Below are 18293 nucleotides of genomic sequence, written 5' to 3' on the forward strand. Positions count from 1 at the left end.
TTATTCAAGATTTAATCTGACGGTATGAATGAACCAATTTATAAGAACACAATGGGGGAGTGGTTAGGGATGAATAAGAAAATTAAAAAAGGGCTTATTACGGGTTTTGCATTAGTACTTACAGCAGGGCTTACAGCTTGCGGAACTAATAACACTCAGACTAATGCAGCCAATGCCTCAACGGCCACAAATGCTGCCAACACCGCGACGACAGAACCGACGAAAGCACCGGCAGCCAAGGATCCGGTTGAATTGCTGAATGTGTCTTATGACCCTACCCGAGAGTTGTATGAAAGCTATAATAAAGCCTTTTCTGCTTATTGGGAGAAGGAAACCGGACAGAAGGTTACCATTAAGCAATCTCATGGTGGTTCAGGCAAACAAAGCCGTGCTGTCCTTGACGGTCTGGAAGCAGACGTAGTCACGCTAGCGCTTGGATATGATATAGACGCATTGCAGGGAGCGGGGCTCATTAATGAAGGGTGGCAGAGCAAGTTCGATCTTAACAGTTCACCTTATACATCGACCATAGTATTTCTAGTTCGTAAAGGCAATCCAAAGGGGATTAAAGACTGGCCGGATTTGCTTAAGGATGACGTAGAAGTCATTACTCCGAATCCGAAAACCTCCGGGGGAGCGCGGTGGAACTATATGGCGGCTTGGGGTTATGCGCTGGATCATAATAATAATGATGAAGCTAAGGCTGAGGAGTTCGTAAAAGGGTTGTTCAAGAATGTACCCGTACTGGATACAGGAGCGCGGGGTTCGACTACAACTTTTGTAGAGCGTGGAATCGGTGATGTGTTGATTGCTTGGGAGAATGAAGCTTATCTGTCTGTAGAGGAACTGGGACCTGATAAATTCGAGATTATTAACCCGTCCGAGAGTATTCTGGCAGAGCCTCCTGTAGCCGTTGTCGATAAGGTAGTGGATAAAAAAGAAACTAGAGAGGTTTCTGAGGCTTACCTCAAATATCTTTACAGTGAAGAGGGGCAAACCATCGCTGCAGAGAACTACTATCGCCCTACCCTGAATAGTGTAAAAGAACAGTTCAAAGATAAATTCCCGGAGATCAAGCTGTTCACACTGGCAGATAAATTTGGGAGCTGGAAAGAAACGCAAGAGAAACACTTTAATGATGGCGGAATATTTGACAAGATTTACGTTCCCGGCAGCTAATAGCTTCAGCTAAGCGGTTATGGGAACTGCTAATCGGCCAAAGAGCCGAAGGCAGGGAGAGGATGAATTAAGGATGACTGTCACCAATACTAGCGCGGCACAGCGGAGAGTACTTCCAGGCTTCGGGCTTACGATGGGTTTTAGCGTATTATACTTGAGTCTGGTTGTGCTGCTGCCCTTATCTGCGCTGCTCTTCAATTCTACAGGGCTGAGCTGGAGTAAGTTCTGGGATGTAGCGACAGATCCCAGGGTTCTGGCTTCGTACCGGGTAAGCCTGGGTACAGCTGCCGCCGCAGCTCTTGTGGATGGATTTCTGGGTCTGCTTCTCGCTTGGGTATTGGTGCGGTACGACTTTCCCGGAAAGAGAATATTTGATGCCTTGATTGATCTGCCCTTTGCATTGCCGACAGCCGTAGCGGGTGTATCGCTGACCGCTCTTTATTCCGCCAACGGTTGGATCGGGTCGATGTTGGACCCGCTGGGGATCAAGGTAGCCTATACACCTCTGGGCATTACGATCGCTCTGATGTTTATTGGAATTCCGTTCGTGGTTCGCACCGTACAGCCAGTATTGGAGGACATGGAAAAGGATATGGAGGAGGCGGCGGCGACGCTGGGAGCGGGACGCTTGCGAACCTTTTTCACCATTCTTCTGCCAGAGTTGTTCCCTCCCTTACTAACAGGCTTTGCGCTGGCATTTGCCCGCGGGATTGGCGAATACGGATCAGTTGTATTCATCTCTGGCAATATGCCGATGAGAACAGAGATTGCTCCGCTACTCATCATGTCTAAGCTGGAGCAATACGACTATGCCGGCGCAACGGCTGTTGCCTTAATACTTCTACTGATCTCTTTCCTCATGCTGCTGGTCATTAACACGCTTCAGCGGTGGGCACGGAAGACTTCGAGCTAAATTTAGACACACAAAACGGTTAGGAGGAATACTTATGGCGGGTACCGTTCCCATCTATGCCGCCGCTCGTCCGAAGAAGAGTTCATCTTCACCCGCTACCACAGAATCATCCATTGTAAAGTGGGTTCTGATTGGAGCAGCCGGGCTGGTGCTCTTTTGGCTCATTGCTCTTCCGCTGATCATCGTGCTGACGGAATCGTTGAAGAAGGGGTGGGATGTATATCTGGCGGCCTTGATCGATCCTGATGCACGTTCGGCTCTTAGACTGACCTTACTTATCGCAGCTATTACCGTTCCGCTGAATACGGTATTCGGGGTCATTGCCGCTTGGGCCATTACTAAATTCAGATTCCGCGGTAAAGGGATGCTTATTACGCTGATTGATTTGCCTTTTGCGGTATCACCTGTTATTGGCGGAATGATATTTGTACTGATCTTTGGCGCACGGGGCTGGTTTGGACCTTGGCTGAGCGACCATGATATCAAAGTTGTCTTTGCCTTGCCGGGTATCATTCTGGCGACTTTGTTTATAACCTTTCCGTTTGTGGCGCGGGAATTAATCCCGCTTATGGAGGATCAGGGAACGCAGGAAGAAGAGGCCGCAATCACATTAGGTGCACGTGGCTGGCAAGTCTTTTTCAGAGTTACGCTTCCAAACATTAAGTGGGGTCTGCTGTACGGAATAATTTTATGTAACGCTCGGGCGATGGGAGAGTTTGGTGCGGTTTCTGTAGTGTCAGGACATATTCGCGGAGAAACCAATACGCTCCCCTTGCATGTCGAAATCTTATATAACGAATATCAGTTCTCCGCGTCCTTCGCGGTGGCTTCGCTCCTGCTGCTGCTGGCACTGGTAACGATGATTATCAAAAGCTGGGTAACTCGTAAAAGTGTACATTGACAGCAGTTTTGTTCCATGCTAGCTTAAAGCGTAGTATGCAGGTGGGTAATAACGGAATTGATATGGGATAAACCCCCGGTCCGGGGAAAGGGAGGCTGGAGAATGGCTAAACCGCTGAAGGTGGATGAAATATGGCTGGAACGGATTGCAGAACTTTTGGATGATATGGAATTCGGCTCATTGCATATTGTTGTGCATGAAGGCCAGATCGTACAAATGGAGCGAACAGAGCGTAAACGTTTTGAGAATAGCTCAGCACGAATTAGTGGAGAAGCCGGAAGCCGGCGGACCGATTCCCGTTCTGTAGGGCGGGGTTAGTGATCCCGTCAAGGGAATTCAGGGAATTTCATAGTATAAAGAAGAAGGGGCTGTCCTATAAGTAGAATTTTCTACGAATGGGACAGTTCTTTTGTTTTTAAAATAAAGTACTATATAGACCGAATTTTTGATCTATAGGTGAATTCAAAGCCGATCATTGACTTCCAACGGGTTCGCATGGATGATCTCTTAAACGTAGTAACGTTAATTCGGATACAAGGCGCTTGCTATCGCTTCTATGGTTTTCATATTACCTTTCGTTCCTTCTCGCTTTTTGTAATTTTTTTTTCTTCAGCTTATTTAGAAGGGATTTTTCCTACTAAATTTAAGGATTCAACCCCTGTGGAGTTATTTAGAAGGAATTATCCCCTATAAATTCAGGTTTTGGCTCAATATAGATAATTTCGTTGAATTTATAGGGGATTTTTCCCTCTATATGTTGATTAAACGATTTTATTTATGATTTACAGGGGAACTTTCCTTCTAAACTTTTTTTATCACAGATACAGAGTCCTAGTAGCAAAATGGATCTAAAACAAACATGTAATAATCGGTTACTTGAGAACAATCAAATCTGTCAGAGGTTCTCCCCGAGTGGTCCTACATGAACGCCTAATCATTTTAGTAAGGGCTCACGGTTGGAAACTCAATTCTAAACATACTTCATAGTTACTGCTACACTTCTAGGGAATAAATCTTAAGTACAGTCTATATAGACTGGCGAGGGCATTAAACTAACGGGCAGGATAGTTGTCTTAATTCACAATTTTCAAATCTCTTTCTTCAAAAATTTCTTTGGCAACAAAAACGGCATTAAGAACTCTTGGAAAACCAGTATAGGGAATGCAATGCATAATCGCTTCAATTACTTCATTGGGCGTAAGTCCTACATTGAGAGCTGCGTTGATATGCACGTTAAGCTGTGGCTCGCATCCGCCTTGTGTTGTAAGCGATGCGACCGTTATTAGCTGACGCTGTTTGAGATCAAGAACTTCCCTTGAGTATATTTCTCCAAAAGCAAATTCAACAACGTACTTTCCCAGGTCGGGAGCAATGTCCCTCATTGACTCAATAACACGTTTTCCTCCTTCACCGTCTATTTGCATTAGTTTTTCCCAACCACGTGTATAACGTTCATTTGACATATTTTATTCCTCCTCTGTGTAACTTGAATTAAATGTTACACTTTAGAGTGCACTCTAAAGCAATGGCTTTTTTTGATGTGCTATAATTATATTTATGGAACCTAATTTTTTTACAATTCAACAAATCTCAGAAATGACAGGGCTTACTGCTCACACATTGCGCTATTATGAGAAAATCGGATTGCTATACGGGGTCCATCGAGATACAAATGGGTATCGCCAGTATTCAGAGTCTGATATCTCGTGGATTCATTTTTTACTCCGATTGCGGGTAACAGGAATGAAAGTCAGCGATATGAAGCGATTTTCTGATCTGCGAAGTCAAGGTGAAGCTACAATAAGTGCAAGAAGAGAGCTGTTGGAAGCCCATCAAAGAAACGTTCTTGCTCAAATTAATGAACTGAAGAACAACCTGAAGATGATTGATGAAAAGATAGAATCTTATAAATGGATGGAGGAGCAAGATTAAATTAGTCATTACGCTAACGGAGAACGTTAGTTCAATGAAACAGCGACAGTCTAGTACTTTATTTCTCGTCCTTAGCTGTTGCTGTTTCAATTTCTAGGGTAAGTCTAATAATTATTTTATGGAGACTGACGTATGACAATTCTAAAAGCCGCCTGGGATAAAGACATTCAGTTTTTCTGCTCTGCGTTATTGGTCATTGGCTCTTGCTTCGGCAGATTATGGGCAAGCGAATTCCACCCGGCCTCAGGGCTCACTTTCTCCATACCGCGAAGAAGAAATCTCGGAAGTCCCGGTTGTTTTCAGTTGACCATACACACTTTCAGGTTCTGTCCTTCGACGCACGGCTAAGCCGTAAGCTTCTTCACTTCGTAGAAATTGGATGTACAAAAGAAACCTCTCCTTTGAAATGGTTGTGTGGTAACTCCATTTTGCCAAAGAGAGGTTTCTTTTTGTGATTTTTGGAGAAATTTTAGAAACTTTATCCGCTTAAACAGCGATTAGCAACGGTCCGTTCGTAGAGCGTCCTCACAAGCACAACCGTCTATCCGACTCCAAAAACAAGGGAAGTCCCAGTAGCCATTTCGTGGCTTATCGGACACCCCCTTTTTCATGTCTTGCTTAATAACGCGGTGTTCGCCGGGAAGTAGAGATACCCTCCACAAGCAGTATGAGGGCTGTAATTCCATGCATAACCCATCCCACAATAGGGATAAAGCCTATGATAGAGGTAACCACACCGACAATGTTCCCGATCACAGGTCCACGTTCCTTAAATAATACAACAATAGCAATAGCATGAAGCAGGAATGCAATGCCTAGCGGAATCCATCCGTTAGCTAGGACAAATAATCCGCCGATAATCGGCAGGGCGAGGAAGGCCTCGTAGGCAAAAGTTCCCCATTTTAACAGCTTGGCTAAAGGAGACATCTTAGTTCACCAACCTTTTTTAATGTATATTGAAAGTATGTGTTTTAATAACTGCTTTTACGGCTGAAGACAGGATTCGTTTCATATTAACATCATTCTATTACAAAAGGGTTTCGGATTGTGGATATAGGATAAATTATGATGAAGGCCAGACCATGCCTTAAACAAAGAAAGCGAGGAATTTAAGATGAATGTTGTATTGTTTGGTGCGTCGGGAAACATTGGACGGGCTATATTGCAAGAGGCCCTGAAGCGGAAGCATGAAGTTACGGCGGCAGTACGTCAACCGGATAAATTGGATATTGTGCATGAACGTTTGCGTACGTTGAAAGTGGATATTCTGGACCCTGCGTCAGTGAGCGCTGCTGCCCAAGGGCATGAAGCTGCCATTAGCGCTTATGGACCGGAATGGGGAAAGGAACGGGAGCTGCTTGAGGCTGCCACTTCGTTAGTAGAAGGACTGACTGCCGCAGGACTTAACCGACTGATTATAGTGGGAGGGGCAGGCAGTCTGCGGACGGAGTCAGGAGAAATGTTGATGGATACACCTGAGTTCCCGGCAGAGGTAAGGCCGTTAGCTGCTGCGCATTCCGATGCCTATGAGATCTATAGCGGTTCGGAGCTGGATTATTCTTATGCCTCACCTGCGGCTGTTATTCAATCGGGCCGCCGTACAGGGCAGTTTCGTATCGGTCTGGATCAACTGGTAGTAGATGAGAACGGGAACAGTGTGATAAGTGTGGAAGATTATGCGGCGGCTATCATCGATGAGCTGGAAGAAGGTAACTACAGCCGCGCCCGATTCACGGTAGCTTATTAGAAATCTTAATAAGAGAAGAAGAGAGAAAAGAGAAGAGATAAAGGGCAGGTGAAAAGTGTACGTGAAGAGGCTCAATCTTAAAATCAGAGGTTGACTGTATGAGCGAACAGAGCGATGGGTCGGAGGGATTCTGGAGAAACGGCAGTCTTCGCCTTTAAAGCCGATTTCAACCTGTATAATTTATTTTATAATCCAGAAATCAGGCTTTAACAGCGATCGCAAGAACCCTCCGAACCCGTAGCGGTTTGTTTCACAAACGGTCAACCACTGATTTTGGTTTTGAGCCCGTGAAGATGCAGTGAAAGTGTAAGTGAACGGAGGGATAGGCCATGTATGTGGTGACTGTAGAGCAAATGCGTCAATTGGACCGTGAGACCATTGAGGGCCTGGGTATTCCGGCGATTGCGTTAATGGAGAACGCCGGACGGGCCATTGCGGAGGAGATTATTGCGCTGTGCAAGTGGCAAGAGAAGGTAGAGCCTGCGGCTTCTTATGGGAGCCGCGATGGGTTCCGTGTCAGCGGAGATTCCTCGCTGACACTGGGCACTGCCGCCGCCGAGCGATGGCTCGTCCTGGTCGGCAAAGGCAATAACGGCGGCGACGGACTGGCCGCCGCAAGGCACCTCAGCGAGGCGGGCATCGCCGTCACGCTGGTGTATGCCGTGCCGCCGGAGTCGCTGACCGGCGAAGCTGCCTTGCAGCGCGATGCCGCTGCGGCGATGGGCCTGTCCGCCGTAGTCTACGGCAGGGACAAGCTGGATATCGCCGCATACAGCGGCATACTGGACGCGCTGCTCGGCACCGGTGCCGCGGGTGCCCCGCGCGGCACCTATGCGGAGCTGATTGCCGCCGCGAACAGCAGCGGCAAGCCCATCGTGTCCGCGGACATCCCTAGCGGGCTGGACGCGGACACGGGGCAGACGCATGAGCCGTGTATTCATGCGTCCGTTACGGTATGCCTCGCGTTTCTCAAGCGAGGCCTGCTGCAGTACCCCGGCGCAGGAGCTGCCGGGCACATCGTGGTTCGCTCCATCGGGATTCCATCCGCTCTGGCGCGCAAACAGGGGTCAGCCGTGTACTGGCTGACCCCCGCCGTCCTTCGTGATGATCTTAACGTGGATACTTCACGCCATCGTTCGCCCGAAGGCCATAAAGGAACCTACGGGCATGTACTTCTTGCAGGTGGCACCCTGCGGATGAGCGGTGCGGGTCTGCTTGCTTCCCGGGCAGCACTGCGTGCCGGCTGTGGATTGGTGACTTGGGCGCTCCCGCGGAAGCTGCTTCCCTATGCCGTAGGTCCTGTACCTGAGCTTATGCTGGCAGAGGTTGGCGGCGAAGAAGACGGCAGTTGGAATAAGGATACCGCTCGGGAGGTGCTGAAGCTTAGTGCCGAGCGCGATGTTACCGCTGTCGGCCCCGGACTGGGTCGGTTTGCGGGAGATACGGATTGGCTGCGTTCCATCTGGGAAGGTACGGACTGCCCACTGGTGATCGATGCGGATGCCCTGAATATCCTGGCTGAAACCGATAACCGGCTTTGGACAAGCCGCCGCCATCCGGTTATTTTGACTCCCCATCCCGGTGAGATGGCCCGACTGGCAGGTGTAACTACGGTTGAAGTTCAGCGGAACCGTATTCAACTGGCTCTGGATTATGCCCGAGAGTACGGGGTTATTCTAGTGTTAAAAGGAGCACATACCGTCATCGCAACCCCGGAAGGACAGGCCTTTATTAATACAACCGGCAGTCCTGCAATGGGTACCGGAGGTGCCGGGGATGTGCTTACCGGTATGATTTCCAGCCTGCTTGCACAGGGGTTGAATGCGGCACAGGCTGCGGCATTCGGTGTATACCTGCATGGACTGGCCGGAGAAAGAGCATCACATCAACGGCATGATCCGTCTGCATTAATTGCTGGGGATATTATAGAAGCGTTATAAGGCATGGGATCACATAAGCAACAGGTAAAGAAGTGGAGCAAACAGCGCGAATACGGGGAGCAGCAGTGGTGTCCGCTCTGTTATAACCTCTGTGGCATAGAAGATTACCAGGAGCAATACCCCCGCTACGGCGCATTGCAGCCACACGCCACCTTCCTCCGCAGCTACCCAGAGTCCGGCCCCGAGGCCCGAAAGTCCATACAATGTCAGGCTTAAAACCATAGTTTTATGGGACAGTAGGCGAAGAAGTGCGTCGGCTGCGAGTGATGCGGTCAATCCATAGACATAGACGGCGTAGGGGATGGTGACCGGCCATCCCTGAGGTTTGCCTTCAATTTCCGGCACCCAGAGTACGTATAAAGACAGCAGAAGAAAAGTCAGCCCCGCGCATGCCAATTTACTGAGGGCATACATTCCGGCTGTCAGGCGGACGGACGGAATTTCGTCAAAATGGGTTTTGTTCATACTGGTTTTGTCCCCTCATAGGGAGCGAGATCCACCCTTCACATGGAGCCGGCGGTACTCCTCCCGTTGTGATAACTTGATGTGCTCGTATATTTCTATTCACCCGCCCAAAAAAGGGTGCAAGCGACAGGGAACGCCTTCTGAATTTCCGTAAATTTGTGATAATTACTAATGAACTTCGTCCAATGCCTTGTAGATTAGGTCAACTGGTACATGTTACATTGATTAAATCAATAGAACATTCTATGGCGCGTGAAGGAGTTGAAGTAGCATGGAATTACAGATCCGCAAAGCCTCCAATGAGGATATCAAGGGCTTATGTCGGTTAATGGAGCAGTTGAACGGAAGACCTCTTTTACCCGAGGAGATGGAACGCCGTCTTGATTTTATCGATAGGAGTCCTACAGAGGAGCTGTATGTGTGCACTGAGACTACCGGCGGGGGGAAAACGTCTGTGTTGGGGGCGCTGGGGTTCAGACTCCGGGAAAATAATGAAAAGGGCCGTTACGGGGAAGTTTCCCTGCTGGTTACCGATCGGAGAGTTCGAAGACGCGGAATTGGTAAAAGTCTTATCGCTTATGCGGAACATTTGGCTTCCGAGCGAGGTTGCATAGGTACCTGGCTGGCGAGCGGTATGGGAAGAGTTCGTGAAGCCCATATTTTTTATGAGTCAATGGGCTATCAAATTACAGGGTATCGGTTCGTGAAGAACCGTTAGGGAGAGGAGCGAGAGTCATGATTTATAGAGAAATGTTGGCACAAGATTATTCCGCTGCCTACAAGTTATGGGAGAACACAGAGGGTATGGGGCTCAGTGCAGCCGATTCTGAAGAAGAAATCACGCGTTACTTACAGCGCAATGCCGGTTTAAGTCAGATTTGCGAGGATGAGGACGGGAATGTTGCCGGTACGGCTCTATGCGGACATGACGGGCGTCGCGGATTTATGTATCATGTTGCCGTGAGCACCTCCTGCCGGGGCCGGGGGGTTGGCCGGGAACTCGTGAACAGATGCCTGAACAATCTTCGGGAAGAAGGAATCGCCAAATGTCATCTAATGGTGATTGGAGACAATGAGCTGGGGCGGGGCTTCTGGAGTGGAGTCGGTTGGCAGTTTAGGGACGGGCTTGCTCTGTATTCTCAGGATACATAAAAATTTGTAAATGACGTTAATTATTAACGTGTAGGTACGTCGTCTGTGCAGTATACTATATTAAGCAATTCGGTTGGGTCTATATCATATCTGTCGAATTTCGAAAGTATAGTTTTGAAGGTGGAGGCTTTTGTATGAGATTTAAGGATGTATTCTCAATTATTGGTCCAGCAATGGTTGGGCCTTCGAGTTCACATACGGCGGGCGCGGCTCGAATCGGCAGAGCGGCCCGGCAGGTGCTGGGAGAAATACCGCGCTTGGCGGAGGTTATATTCTTCGGTTCGTTTGCAGCAACCTATCAGGGCCATGGAACGGATCGGGCGATTGCCGGCGGACTGCTGGATTTCTCCACGGATGATCCCCGTCTGCCTGATTCAATAGAGCTGGCTGAAGAGCTGGGAATGGAAATTTCATTCCGGCAAGGAGCAGGATTGTTTCCTCATCCGAATACAGTGCAGCTGCGGTTAACCGGTAAAGATAGCGGTAATGAGCTTACTCTTACCGGTATTTCTATTGGCGGCGGCAATATTGAGATTGTGGACATTGATGGCTTCGGTGTGAAACTGAGCGGGATGTATCCTACAATTCTAATTAATCATATGGATTATTTAGGCGTTCTGGCGAGTGTAACGGATGTTATGCGCAAGGGGAAATTCAATATCGGGCATATGTCTCTGGATCGAAAAAACCGCAGCGGGGCAGCATTAACCGTCCTTGAGTTGGATGAATCGGCTACACCGGAGCTGCTCCAAGATCTGAAGGCCTTGCCTGCAGTGAAATCGGTAACACTGGTGGATCTAAACGAGATACAAGAATTGAAGCAAGACGATAAAGGGAAGGAAAGTACATCATGAATTTTCAAACATTAAGCCAATTGGCTGTTTTATGTGGAGAACGTAATTTAGGCATCGGGGATTTAATGCTGGAGGAGCAAAGTGCGGAATCCGGGCGAACCAAAGAACAGGAATTCGCCAAGATGAGCCAGTATTATGGAGTGATGAAAGAGGCCGTACACCGCGGTATGAATGAAAATACAACCTCACGCAGCGGGCTTACAGGCCTGGACGCCCAGCGTGTCGGTATATATAATGCTGCTAGTGAACCTTGTCTGGGAGGTGCAGCCGGAGAAGCGATGGCCTATGCACTTGCGGTTTCTGAAGTGAATGCCTCGATGGGACGTATAATAGCAACGCCTACAGCCGGCTCTTGCGGTATTATTCCCGGCGTATTCCTAAGCTGTCAACAGCGCTTCGGATGGGATGATGACTTCATGGTGTACGGATTGTTTGCTGCCGGGGCTATCGGTTATGTCATTGCCAATAACTCTTTTGTATCAGGTGCAGAAGGTGGCTGCCAGGCTGAGGTAGGCTCGGCTATTGGTATGGCGGCGGGTGCTTTGACGGAGCTACGTGGCGGAACTCCGGCTCAGGCCATGCATGCCGTTGGATTGGCACTTAAGAATACTTTGGGACTGATCTGCGATCCTGTTGGAGGTCTGGTGGAGATTCCGTGCATTGTCCGTAACGGTTTCGGTGCAGTCACGGCACTTGCGGCTGCCGATATGGCATTGGCTGGTGTGCGCAGTGTGATTCCCTCTGATGAGGTCATCAAAGTTATGCTGGAGGTAGGCTCAGCAATGCCTGAGAAGCATCGCGAGACCGCCGGTGGCGGATTGGCACAAACCCCGACGGGTCGCAAAATCATGGAAGATTTACGGCGTGAAAAGTAAGATTCAGCTTAGTGCATCTTAAACCGTGTCAGCTGATCCCAGAGCCCTTCCTGCCGAAGGATCTCGGGTTGTTTAGGACCGATGAGGTCAAAATGGGGAAACGGCGATCGATTATGAATATGCTGTGGAGGCAATCCGTTAGTAATACACCAGGCTGCAAGACGATCGAGGTCAGCGCAGCCTACCTTGGTGACGGTAGTGATACTGGGAAACCGCGGATCCAGCCAATAATGGGTTAAAAAGGCGATCTCCCCGTTAGAGACCGCTTTTTTCCATGCGTTTAATTCTTCTCTTTTCACTCCGAAGGCCATGGCTGTCTCATTCCCATCTATAGATAAGTTGGCTTCATTATAACGCCATTCATTCTTTTGGTATAATGACAGCAAGAGTAATTTCCACTCAAGAAAGGGGTGATCGTAATGAATGGGCAAGTAAGAGCAGATATCCGTGCCGGGCTTGAGGTTGATATTGTACTGAAGCAGGACCAAGCCACCGGGAAGCTCACCCATGGCATAGTGAAAGATATTTTGACAAACTCCCCCCGCCACCCTCATGGGATTAAAGTTCGTTTGACGGACGGACAGGTCGGAAGGGTTAAGAATATTACTGCATCCGCATAAGCTGAAGGAAAACAGGATGAGAAATAAATCATCAATTTAATCCCCGAGGTAAAGGAGAATGAATATGGATGAGAGATATCCCATAGGCAACTTTGAATTCGAAGGAGACATTTCCGATCAGCAGCGTGAAGCCTGGATTCAGGACATTGAGGGGCTGCCAGGCCAATTAAAAGCAGCTGTACACGGTCTTAGTGACGAGCAACTTAATATTCCGTATCGTCAGGGAGGTTGGACCAGCCGGCAGGTTGTGCACCATATTGCAGACAGCCATATGAACAGCTACATCCGTTTCAAGCTGGCACTAACGGAGGAGGTACCTACCATTAGGCCGTACTATGAGGACCGGTGGGCGGAGCTCCATGATTCTACTGCGGATATTGAAATATCCTTGGCTTTAATAGAGGCGCTGCATACCCGATGGGGTATTCTGTTAAGATCGATGAGTGCTCAGGACTACAAAAGAACCTTCCATCATCCAGAGTCCGGCAAGACTACGCCTCTTGAGTACAATTTAGGGGTTTATTCCTGGCATGGTAAACATCATGTCGTACATATTACAGAACTGAGGAATAAGCTCAATATCGCAGAGGGATAAGCCACTGAGATTGGATGATCCGCGAAAAATATCAGGAATTTATCCAGCTAAAAAGAATAGTTACATGCACGGAATATACGTCTGTTGATGAGCTGAATTATGGTAGACAAAACCATGTATTAGCTAAATAAATCTTCCACTCTGGCGGTAAGCATAAATCAGTAATGCCGTGTACAACTGCCCGTATACTGCGTTCGGAGTCGTTCCGAACACTGTAGGGATGTTGAGATGTTGCTTAATCCAGCGGGAAAATACTTCGATCTGCCAACTTTTCTTTTAGATATCAGCGATTCGCTCGGCGGACTGCATCCTGTTCAACGGTTCCCGTAATAGGGCGTTTGCGTTTTCTTGGAATCGGATCATGAAAGGTCGTATTATCGCGAATCCGAATCACAAAATATTAGCGATTCTCCTGTTCTTGGTAGCTGTCAAATAACTTATGCTTGCCATAAGCCCGGTCCGCCACCAAAATAAATCTCCAGTCCAGAAAGTTCGGACGGCTCTTCAGATCAGGCTCATATGCGGTCTTTTCGGTAATTTTATGCAATTCACCTTGCTCCCCGATAAGTGCGCCGAGCGCACGCCATGTCTTTCGATTCCACAGCCCAATCATGAGGCCCAACAGGCGTTTGAATCGTTCAAAAGGAACGCCTTTCGCTTTTTTCGAGAGGGTCGAGTGATCGACTGAACGTTGTCCACAAGACCCATTCTCTGTTCGCCGTCTCGATATCCACCCTACTGCTGGAACGTAGCTTCGCCCAAAAACAGAAACAACTGATAGACCATGAACTTCCTGGCCACATCAATCTACCCCAGTTCTTCTAGAAGAGGCAGCACCTTTTTTCGGTTAATCAACAGGCCTCTATTGATTATAATTAACGGCTTGGAAAACCGCATACTCGAATTCAGGCAGAGACAGGTTGAGCAATTCTTTGGCGGTTTCTGTCCGCTCCTGCGTGTTCAGGTTTACCCATTCTGTGCTCGCCCCGGATACCGGAATGAAGACGTCGGCTGGAGTGTCGGCATTGTTCAACACAATCACGAAACGGCCTTGTTCGTCCCATCGCTCATAAACAAGCAGTCTTGGATGCTCCGGGATCTCCAGAGTTTTAAAGCCGCTTCCGCGAAATGCGGAATGCGATTTACGCAGACTGATCGTCCAGCGGTAGTATTCGAGCAGTTCCCTGTTCTGTTTCCGTGAGTCCCACTCCATACATTTCCGGTTGTCCGGATCATATTCACCCTCCATGCCGATTTCATCGCCATAGTAAATACAGGGTGTCCCTTGAAAGGTCATCTGGAACAGGACGGCCAGTTTTAACCGCCGGATGTCACCGCCGCAAAGTGACAGGAAACGTACCGTATCATGGCTATCTAGCAGATTGAAGGCAGCCTCCGTAATCTGCTGCGGATAATTGGCCAGCATTGTAGCGACCGACTGAGAGAACTGTACAGCGTTGGTCAGCCCGTGGGCGAAGAAATTGATTTGCATATTCGTGAGCGGATAATTCATGACGGCGTCAAACTGGTCGCCGAGCAGCCATAGCAAGGAATCATGCATGATTTCACCTACGAGATAGGCTTCCGGATTAACAAGTTTGATCGTACTGCGGAATTCCCGCCAGAACTCATGGGAGACCTCATTGGAGACATCAAGCCGCCAACCGTCCATGCCGATTTCCTCGATCCAATAGCGGCCTGCATTCAGCAGATATTCCTTGACTTCAGGATTCTCAGTGTTGAATTTAGGCATGATAGGTTCAAATGCAAATGTGTCGTAAGTAGGAATTCCATCATTTACCTGCGGCGGCCACTCACGCACATGAAACCAATCCGCATAACGGGAAGAACGCCCGTTGGCAAGCAAATCAACAAATGGCGGGAAGGTATGGCCGCAATGATTAAAGACACCGTCCAGGATGACACGAATTCCTTTGGAATGGCAGGTGTCCACAAGTTCTTTCAGCAATTGATTAGTTCCTAAGTTAGGATCAACCCTGAAGTAATCCTTTGTGTCGTATTTATGATTGGTGGTTGCCTCAAAGAGAGGATTGAAATAAATGGCATTGACGCCCAATTCACAGAGATAATCCAAATGATCTAATACACCCTGTAAGTCTCCTCCAAAAAAATTCCGGGGACTCGGCTTGCCGCCCCATTCCAGCACGTCTTCCGGGTCGTTGGTGGGATCACCATTCGCGAAACGCTCCGGAAAAATTTGATAAAATACGGCATCTTTCACCCACGGTGGCGGCGTGTGCACATCTTCACGGTTCAAAAAAGGAAAGTCGAACAGCCCTTCATATACGATAGACGGAGGCTCTGGGAAGAACCCTTTTTCCAAATAATAAAGAACTTCATCTCTTGCATAAAGTGCAAAGTAATAAGCGAGTCTGCGGTAAACCGGACGGACGGCTGCCTGCCAGTAATCGAACAAACCGTCAGAAGCCAGGCGCTGCATCGAGATCACCTCATGCGTTTTGTCCCATCCATATTTGTCTCCGCAGAAAAGATCGATCCGTGATACGTTGTCCCGTTTGGTTCTTATGCGAATATGTAGCGTAGATTCGTCGTAGGCATAGGACCAATTCTGTCCCATGCGATGATAAACGGCTTCCGGTTGAATCATACTCACTTTCCCATCCCTTCGTGGCAGCTAAACGCAAAGAAGGGCCAACCTCATTATGATAGGAGGTTGAACCCTTGGCGGTTTCATTGCCTTTAAATTTGTCTGAATCGTACCATACCCTTCAAGATCAATGCAAGCAATTATTTTTACATAAATTTGGGGCTCAACGTTCTTGACAGGTGACGAGAAAGACAGAAATCCGTTACGCCCAATAGAGGCGTTTTCTCCCTCTATTTCTGCACCCGCTACCCCGTTTGGGCAATTAGAGGGAATTTCGCCCGCTAATTTTGAGGATATACCTCTTTGGGACGGTATGGGTAAGATTATAGGGATATTTTCCCTTTAATCTCATATTCATGGCGTTTCGGTCGGTATTAGCGGGCATTTTCCCCTCTAATTCACCGAAGGACGGGTCCGCAACCCGGATTCGCTACCTGTAAGACGTAGTTACCCCAAACCCGGTGAAACATCAGGCGAAGTTAAATCGAAATCGTTCCCGGCACAGTGACGTAAACGGAAAATCAAGCATTGATTTCGAGAAAGAGCCAAATTTGGAGGAAGAAATATTTAGTATATAGCTATAAATGAGCAGATTCACTTCCAGTAAACTGTAAAATACAAAAGAATAGAGACAAAGTGCTTTCCTTGTGATAAAAAAGTAGTCACCACAACGCTGGTCCATCGAAATCTTCTTTCGCCAGTCCAAAAATAACTTGGGTTTTGACACCTACCAGGTTCGTTCTGCGCAAGCAGGTTCAGCAAGACCGCCTTCGGTATGTCTACGAGTGCGTCCAAAAGGGCGTTCCGTTTCATACGGTTTGTGAGCTGCCTAAATATCTTTTAGAATTTTCTGTATCCGTTTTTGCTCAATTTATAGTATATAATAGAAATGGAGAGGAAAATAAAGAAAAAATATCATTAATATCATAAAATCGTCCAATTTGGACTTATTTAATTATTGCAGTAGATTTCACGGATATTATAGAATGAGGGCGAACGAACTTGATTTTTCATAACACGCATCCAAATTAAAGGCACTGCTACCTGAGAAGGTACAACCTCGGCACTTTGTGCAAAGAGGTTGTACCTTTTTTCTATGCTTTTTTTACTATGCGTGTTAGGTTTGATCACTCATGAATGAAGGGGAGATGAACAAATGAAGAAGAGTAAACGCTCCAAAATGCAAGCGGTAACATTTAGCTTGGTCCTGAGTCTGCTGTTGGCTTTGTCGGTCACTGCTTGTGGTTCAGGCAATGGAAACTCCGCGTCAAAACCTGACTCGAGCCCGAACTCCGTCGTGAACGATCCAGAGGCGACCTCGAATGAGACGAATGCCGAGGATGAGGAAATGAAGCCAGAAGCAGGGGCCAAACTGATGGTCTGGGAAGCCAAGGAGCAGCTTGACTACATGAAGCAGGTTGCCGCTGATTTTGAAAAAGAATACGGCGTACCCGTCACGGTGGAGGAAATGGCGGGCGGCGATCAGGGTGCAAGATTGGCTACGGACGGCCCTTCCAAACTAGCCGCCGATGTGTTGACTCTCCCACATGACCAGATCGGGCAGGCCGTCAAAGCAGGGTTGATTTTGCCCAATGATATTTTTGAGGAAGAAACGAAATCCACCATGGTGGAGACGGCTGTGCAGGCATCGTCTTACGACGGCATTCTGTACGGTTATCCTAAATCGGTGGAAACCTATGCGCTGTTCTACAACAAGGACCTGATTTCCGAGGCTCCAAAAACCTGGGATGATGTGATTTCTTTTGCCAATACGTACAATAATCCGAAAGAGAACAAATTTGCGATCATGTGGGAATTCGTTGGATATTACAGCTATCCGTTCATCGGCAGCTTCGGCGGATACATCTACGGTGACAACAATACGAATATCAAGGATATCGGTCTGAATAACGAAGGCACCGTCAAAGGATTTACCTTTCTTCAGAGCCTGAAAAACATTCTGCCGCTGAATGCAGGCGATATTACTTATGACGTAAAAACACAATTGTTCCAGGAAGGCAAGCTGGCGATGAACATTGACGGGCCTTGGTCCGTAGCGGCGTTCAAGGATCATGTAAACCTGGGCGTGGCTCCTCTTCCGAAGGGGCCTGACGGACAAGACAGCTTTTCTTTTTCCGGTGTTAAATCGTATTATGTCAATTCCTATACGGAATATCCGATCGCAGGCCGCTTGTTCGCGCATTTTGCAAGCAACAAGGAGAATCAGCTCAAGAACTTTAAGATGACAGGGGCGATTCCTGCGAACATTGAAGCTGGAGAAGCGCCGGAAATCAAAGATGATCCAATTATCGGCGGATTCTTCGATCAGTTCCAAAATTCCGTGCCGATGCCTTCCATTTCGGAAATTAAATCCGTCTGGGAACCGCTAAAGGCAGCATTTGTATCCCTGTGGAACGACCCGGGTCTCGATGTCAAGAAGACGCTGGATCAGACAGTAAAGACGATTCAGTCCGATCTGGAGTCGAAATAA

The 18293-nt window shown here is 48.0% G+C and carries 20 protein-coding genes and 1 pseudogene; 15 read left to right on the forward strand and 6 right to left on the reverse strand.

Annotated elements, in window-relative coordinates; all coding sequences use genetic code 11:
* The first annotated feature begins 69 nt into the window (after positions 1-69).
* The 4 genes from J2T20_RS22230 (at position 70) to J2T20_RS22245 (ending at position 3311) form a co-directional block, all read left to right on the forward strand.
* Positions 70-1179 carry a sulfate ABC transporter substrate-binding protein gene (locus J2T20_RS22230; RefSeq protein WP_307591666.1) on the forward strand — a complete coding sequence of 370 codons (1110 nt, stop codon included), beginning with the start codon at positions 70-72 and terminating at the stop codon, positions 1177-1179.
* A 73-nt stretch (positions 1180-1252) separates the two neighbouring features.
* Positions 1253-2092 carry a sulfate ABC transporter permease subunit CysT gene (gene cysT / locus J2T20_RS22235; protein ID WP_307591668.1) on the forward strand — a complete coding sequence of 280 codons (840 nt, stop codon included), beginning with the start codon at positions 1253-1255 and terminating at the stop codon, positions 2090-2092.
* A gap of 34 nt (positions 2093-2126) precedes the next feature.
* Positions 2127-2993, forward strand: coding sequence for a sulfate ABC transporter permease subunit CysW (gene cysW / locus J2T20_RS22240; protein ID WP_307591670.1), 867 nt, complete (start codon positions 2127-2129; stop codon positions 2991-2993).
* A 102-nt stretch (positions 2994-3095) separates the two neighbouring features.
* Positions 3096-3311 carry a YezD family protein gene (locus tag J2T20_RS22245; protein WP_307591672.1) on the forward strand — a complete coding sequence of 72 codons (216 nt, stop codon included), beginning with the start codon at positions 3096-3098 and terminating at the stop codon, positions 3309-3311.
* 755 nt (positions 3312-4066) lie between these two features.
* Here the strand turns inward: J2T20_RS22245 and J2T20_RS22250 are convergent.
* Positions 4067-4456, reverse strand: a complete 390-nt coding sequence (locus J2T20_RS22250; RefSeq protein WP_307591674.1) for a carboxymuconolactone decarboxylase family protein — start codon at positions 4454-4456, stop codon at positions 4067-4069.
* Positions 4457-4550: 94 nt separating this feature from the next.
* Between J2T20_RS22250 and J2T20_RS22255 the strand changes: the two genes are divergently transcribed.
* The gene (locus J2T20_RS22255; RefSeq protein WP_307591676.1) at positions 4551-4925 is read left to right on the forward strand and encodes a MerR family transcriptional regulator; all 375 of its coding nucleotides are present in this window, start codon (positions 4551-4553) and stop codon (positions 4923-4925) included.
* Between the two features lie 618 nt (positions 4926-5543).
* Here the strand turns inward: J2T20_RS22255 and J2T20_RS22260 are convergent.
* Entirely contained in the window at positions 5544-5852 is a 309-nt protein-coding gene (locus J2T20_RS22260; protein ID WP_307591678.1) for a hypothetical protein, read from the reverse strand.
* 187 nt (positions 5853-6039) lie between these two features.
* Here J2T20_RS22260 and J2T20_RS22265 point away from each other — a divergent pair, with 187 nt between their 5' ends.
* Together J2T20_RS22265 and J2T20_RS22270 are read left to right on the forward strand one after the other, a co-directional pair.
* Positions 6040-6672, forward strand: coding sequence for an NAD(P)-dependent oxidoreductase (locus J2T20_RS22265; protein ID WP_307591680.1), 633 nt, complete (start codon positions 6040-6042; stop codon positions 6670-6672).
* Between the two features lie 329 nt (positions 6673-7001).
* Positions 7002-8612, forward strand: a complete 1611-nt coding sequence (locus J2T20_RS22270; RefSeq protein WP_307591682.1) for an NAD(P)H-hydrate dehydratase — start codon at positions 7002-7004, stop codon at positions 8610-8612.
* 9 nt (positions 8613-8621) lie between these two features.
* Here the strand turns inward: J2T20_RS22270 and J2T20_RS22275 are convergent, their stop codons facing one another.
* Complete coding sequence (locus tag J2T20_RS22275; protein WP_307591684.1) at positions 8622-9077, reverse strand: hypothetical protein; 456 nt, start codon at positions 9075-9077, stop codon at positions 8622-8624.
* A gap of 271 nt (positions 9078-9348) precedes the next feature.
* On the opposite strand from J2T20_RS22275, the gene J2T20_RS22280 reads away from it, so the two are divergent.
* From J2T20_RS22280 to sdaAA, 4 genes are all read left to right on the forward strand, one after another.
* A complete protein-coding gene (locus J2T20_RS22280) occupies positions 9349-9795 on the forward strand; it encodes a GNAT family N-acetyltransferase (RefSeq protein ID WP_307591686.1) in 447 nt (148 codons plus the stop codon).
* A 17-nt stretch (positions 9796-9812) separates the two neighbouring features.
* Complete coding sequence (locus tag J2T20_RS22285) at positions 9813-10229, forward strand: GNAT family N-acetyltransferase (protein WP_307591688.1); 417 nt, start codon at positions 9813-9815, stop codon at positions 10227-10229.
* A 134-nt stretch (positions 10230-10363) separates the two neighbouring features.
* Complete coding sequence (gene sdaAB, locus J2T20_RS22290; RefSeq protein ID WP_307591691.1) at positions 10364-11083, forward strand: L-serine ammonia-lyase, iron-sulfur-dependent subunit beta; 720 nt, start codon at positions 10364-10366, stop codon at positions 11081-11083.
* Entirely contained in the window at positions 11080-11958 is an 879-nt protein-coding gene (gene sdaAA / locus J2T20_RS22295; protein ID WP_307591692.1) for an L-serine ammonia-lyase, iron-sulfur-dependent, subunit alpha, read from the forward strand. The genes sdaAB and sdaAA overlap by 4 nt, the downstream gene beginning before the upstream one ends.
* An 8-nt stretch (positions 11959-11966) precedes the next feature.
* Here sdaAA and J2T20_RS22300 read toward each other — a convergent pair whose 3' ends face one another.
* Positions 11967-12269, reverse strand: coding sequence for a hypothetical protein (locus tag J2T20_RS22300; RefSeq protein ID WP_307591726.1), 303 nt, complete (start codon positions 12267-12269; stop codon positions 11967-11969).
* A 108-nt stretch (positions 12270-12377) separates the two neighbouring features.
* Here J2T20_RS22300 and J2T20_RS22305 point away from each other — a divergent pair, with 108 nt between their 5' ends.
* Entirely contained in the window at positions 12378-12578 is a 201-nt protein-coding gene (locus J2T20_RS22305) for a YwbE family protein (protein ID WP_307591693.1), read from the forward strand.
* 58 nt (positions 12579-12636) lie between these two features.
* Complete coding sequence (locus J2T20_RS22310; protein ID WP_307591695.1) at positions 12637-13173, forward strand: YfiT family bacillithiol transferase; 537 nt, start codon at positions 12637-12639, stop codon at positions 13171-13173.
* A gap of 400 nt (positions 13174-13573) precedes the next feature.
* Here J2T20_RS22310 and J2T20_RS22315 read toward each other — a convergent pair whose 3' ends face one another.
* Together J2T20_RS22315 and J2T20_RS22320 are read right to left on the reverse strand one after the other, a co-directional pair.
* A complete protein-coding gene (locus J2T20_RS22315) occupies positions 13574-13720 on the reverse strand; it encodes a hypothetical protein (RefSeq protein ID WP_307591696.1) in 147 nt (48 codons plus the stop codon).
* Positions 13721-14035: 315 nt separating this feature from the next.
* Complete coding sequence (locus J2T20_RS22320) at positions 14036-15802, reverse strand: glycoside hydrolase family 13 protein (protein ID WP_307591698.1); 1767 nt, start codon at positions 15800-15802, stop codon at positions 14036-14038.
* Positions 15803-16470: 668 nt separating this feature from the next.
* Here J2T20_RS22320 and J2T20_RS25930 point away from each other — a divergent pair.
* Together J2T20_RS25930 and J2T20_RS22325 are read left to right on the forward strand one after the other, a co-directional pair.
* A pseudogene (locus J2T20_RS25930) lies at positions 16471-16621 on the forward strand (IS701 family transposase); the annotation flags it as partial.
* 337 nt (positions 16622-16958) lie between these two features.
* Entirely contained in the window at positions 16959-18293 is a 1335-nt protein-coding gene (locus J2T20_RS22325; RefSeq protein WP_307591700.1) for a sugar ABC transporter substrate-binding protein, read from the forward strand.

This window comes from Paenibacillus wynnii (assembly GCF_030812855.1).
GTDB classification, from domain to species: Bacteria; Bacillota; Bacilli; order Paenibacillales; family Paenibacillaceae; genus Paenibacillus_AQ; species Paenibacillus_AQ wynnii_A.

Excerpts from the sequence above, each read along its gene's own strand:
- J2T20_RS22250 (WP_307591674.1), bottom strand. The coding sequence starts at position 4,456 with ATGTCAAATGAACGTTATACACGTGGTTGGGAAAAACTAATGCAAATA.
- J2T20_RS22320 (WP_307591698.1), bottom strand. The coding sequence starts at position 15,802 with ATGATTCAACCGGAAGCCGTTTATCATCGCATGGGACAGAATTGGTCC.
- sdaAA (WP_307591692.1), top strand. The coding sequence starts at position 11,080 with ATGAATTTTCAAACATTAAGCCAATTGGCTGTTTTATGTGGAGAACGT.
- J2T20_RS22265 (WP_307591680.1), top strand. The coding sequence starts at position 6,040 with ATGAATGTTGTATTGTTTGGTGCGTCGGGAAACATTGGACGGGCTATA.
- J2T20_RS22280 (WP_307591686.1), top strand. The coding sequence starts at position 9,349 with ATGGAATTACAGATCCGCAAAGCCTCCAATGAGGATATCAAGGGCTTA.
- J2T20_RS22245 (WP_307591672.1), top strand. The coding sequence starts at position 3,096 with ATGGCTAAACCGCTGAAGGTGGATGAAATATGGCTGGAACGGATTGCA.
- J2T20_RS22300 (WP_307591726.1), bottom strand. The coding sequence starts at position 12,269 with ATGGCCTTCGGAGTGAAAAGAGAAGAATTAAACGCATGGAAAAAAGCG.
- J2T20_RS22275 (WP_307591684.1), bottom strand. The coding sequence starts at position 9,077 with ATGAACAAAACCCATTTTGACGAAATTCCGTCCGTCCGCCTGACAGCC.
- J2T20_RS22260 (WP_307591678.1), bottom strand. The coding sequence starts at position 5,852 with ATGTCTCCTTTAGCCAAGCTGTTAAAATGGGGAACTTTTGCCTACGAG.
- cysW (WP_307591670.1), top strand. The coding sequence starts at position 2,127 with ATGGCGGGTACCGTTCCCATCTATGCCGCCGCTCGTCCGAAGAAGAGT.
- J2T20_RS22230 (WP_307591666.1), top strand. The coding sequence starts at position 70 with ATGAATAAGAAAATTAAAAAAGGGCTTATTACGGGTTTTGCATTAGTA.
- J2T20_RS22270 (WP_307591682.1), top strand. The coding sequence starts at position 7,002 with ATGTATGTGGTGACTGTAGAGCAAATGCGTCAATTGGACCGTGAGACC.
- cysT (WP_307591668.1), top strand. The coding sequence starts at position 1,253 with ATGACTGTCACCAATACTAGCGCGGCACAGCGGAGAGTACTTCCAGGC.
- J2T20_RS22285 (WP_307591688.1), top strand. The coding sequence starts at position 9,813 with ATGATTTATAGAGAAATGTTGGCACAAGATTATTCCGCTGCCTACAAG.
- J2T20_RS22310 (WP_307591695.1), top strand. The coding sequence starts at position 12,637 with ATGAATATGGATGAGAGATATCCCATAGGCAACTTTGAATTCGAAGGA.
- J2T20_RS22305 (WP_307591693.1), top strand. The coding sequence starts at position 12,378 with ATGAATGGGCAAGTAAGAGCAGATATCCGTGCCGGGCTTGAGGTTGAT.
- sdaAB (WP_307591691.1), top strand. The coding sequence starts at position 10,364 with ATGAGATTTAAGGATGTATTCTCAATTATTGGTCCAGCAATGGTTGGG.
- J2T20_RS22255 (WP_307591676.1), top strand. The coding sequence starts at position 4,551 with ATGGAACCTAATTTTTTTACAATTCAACAAATCTCAGAAATGACAGGG.
- J2T20_RS22325 (WP_307591700.1), top strand. The coding sequence starts at position 16,959 with ATGAAGAAGAGTAAACGCTCCAAAATGCAAGCGGTAACATTTAGCTTG.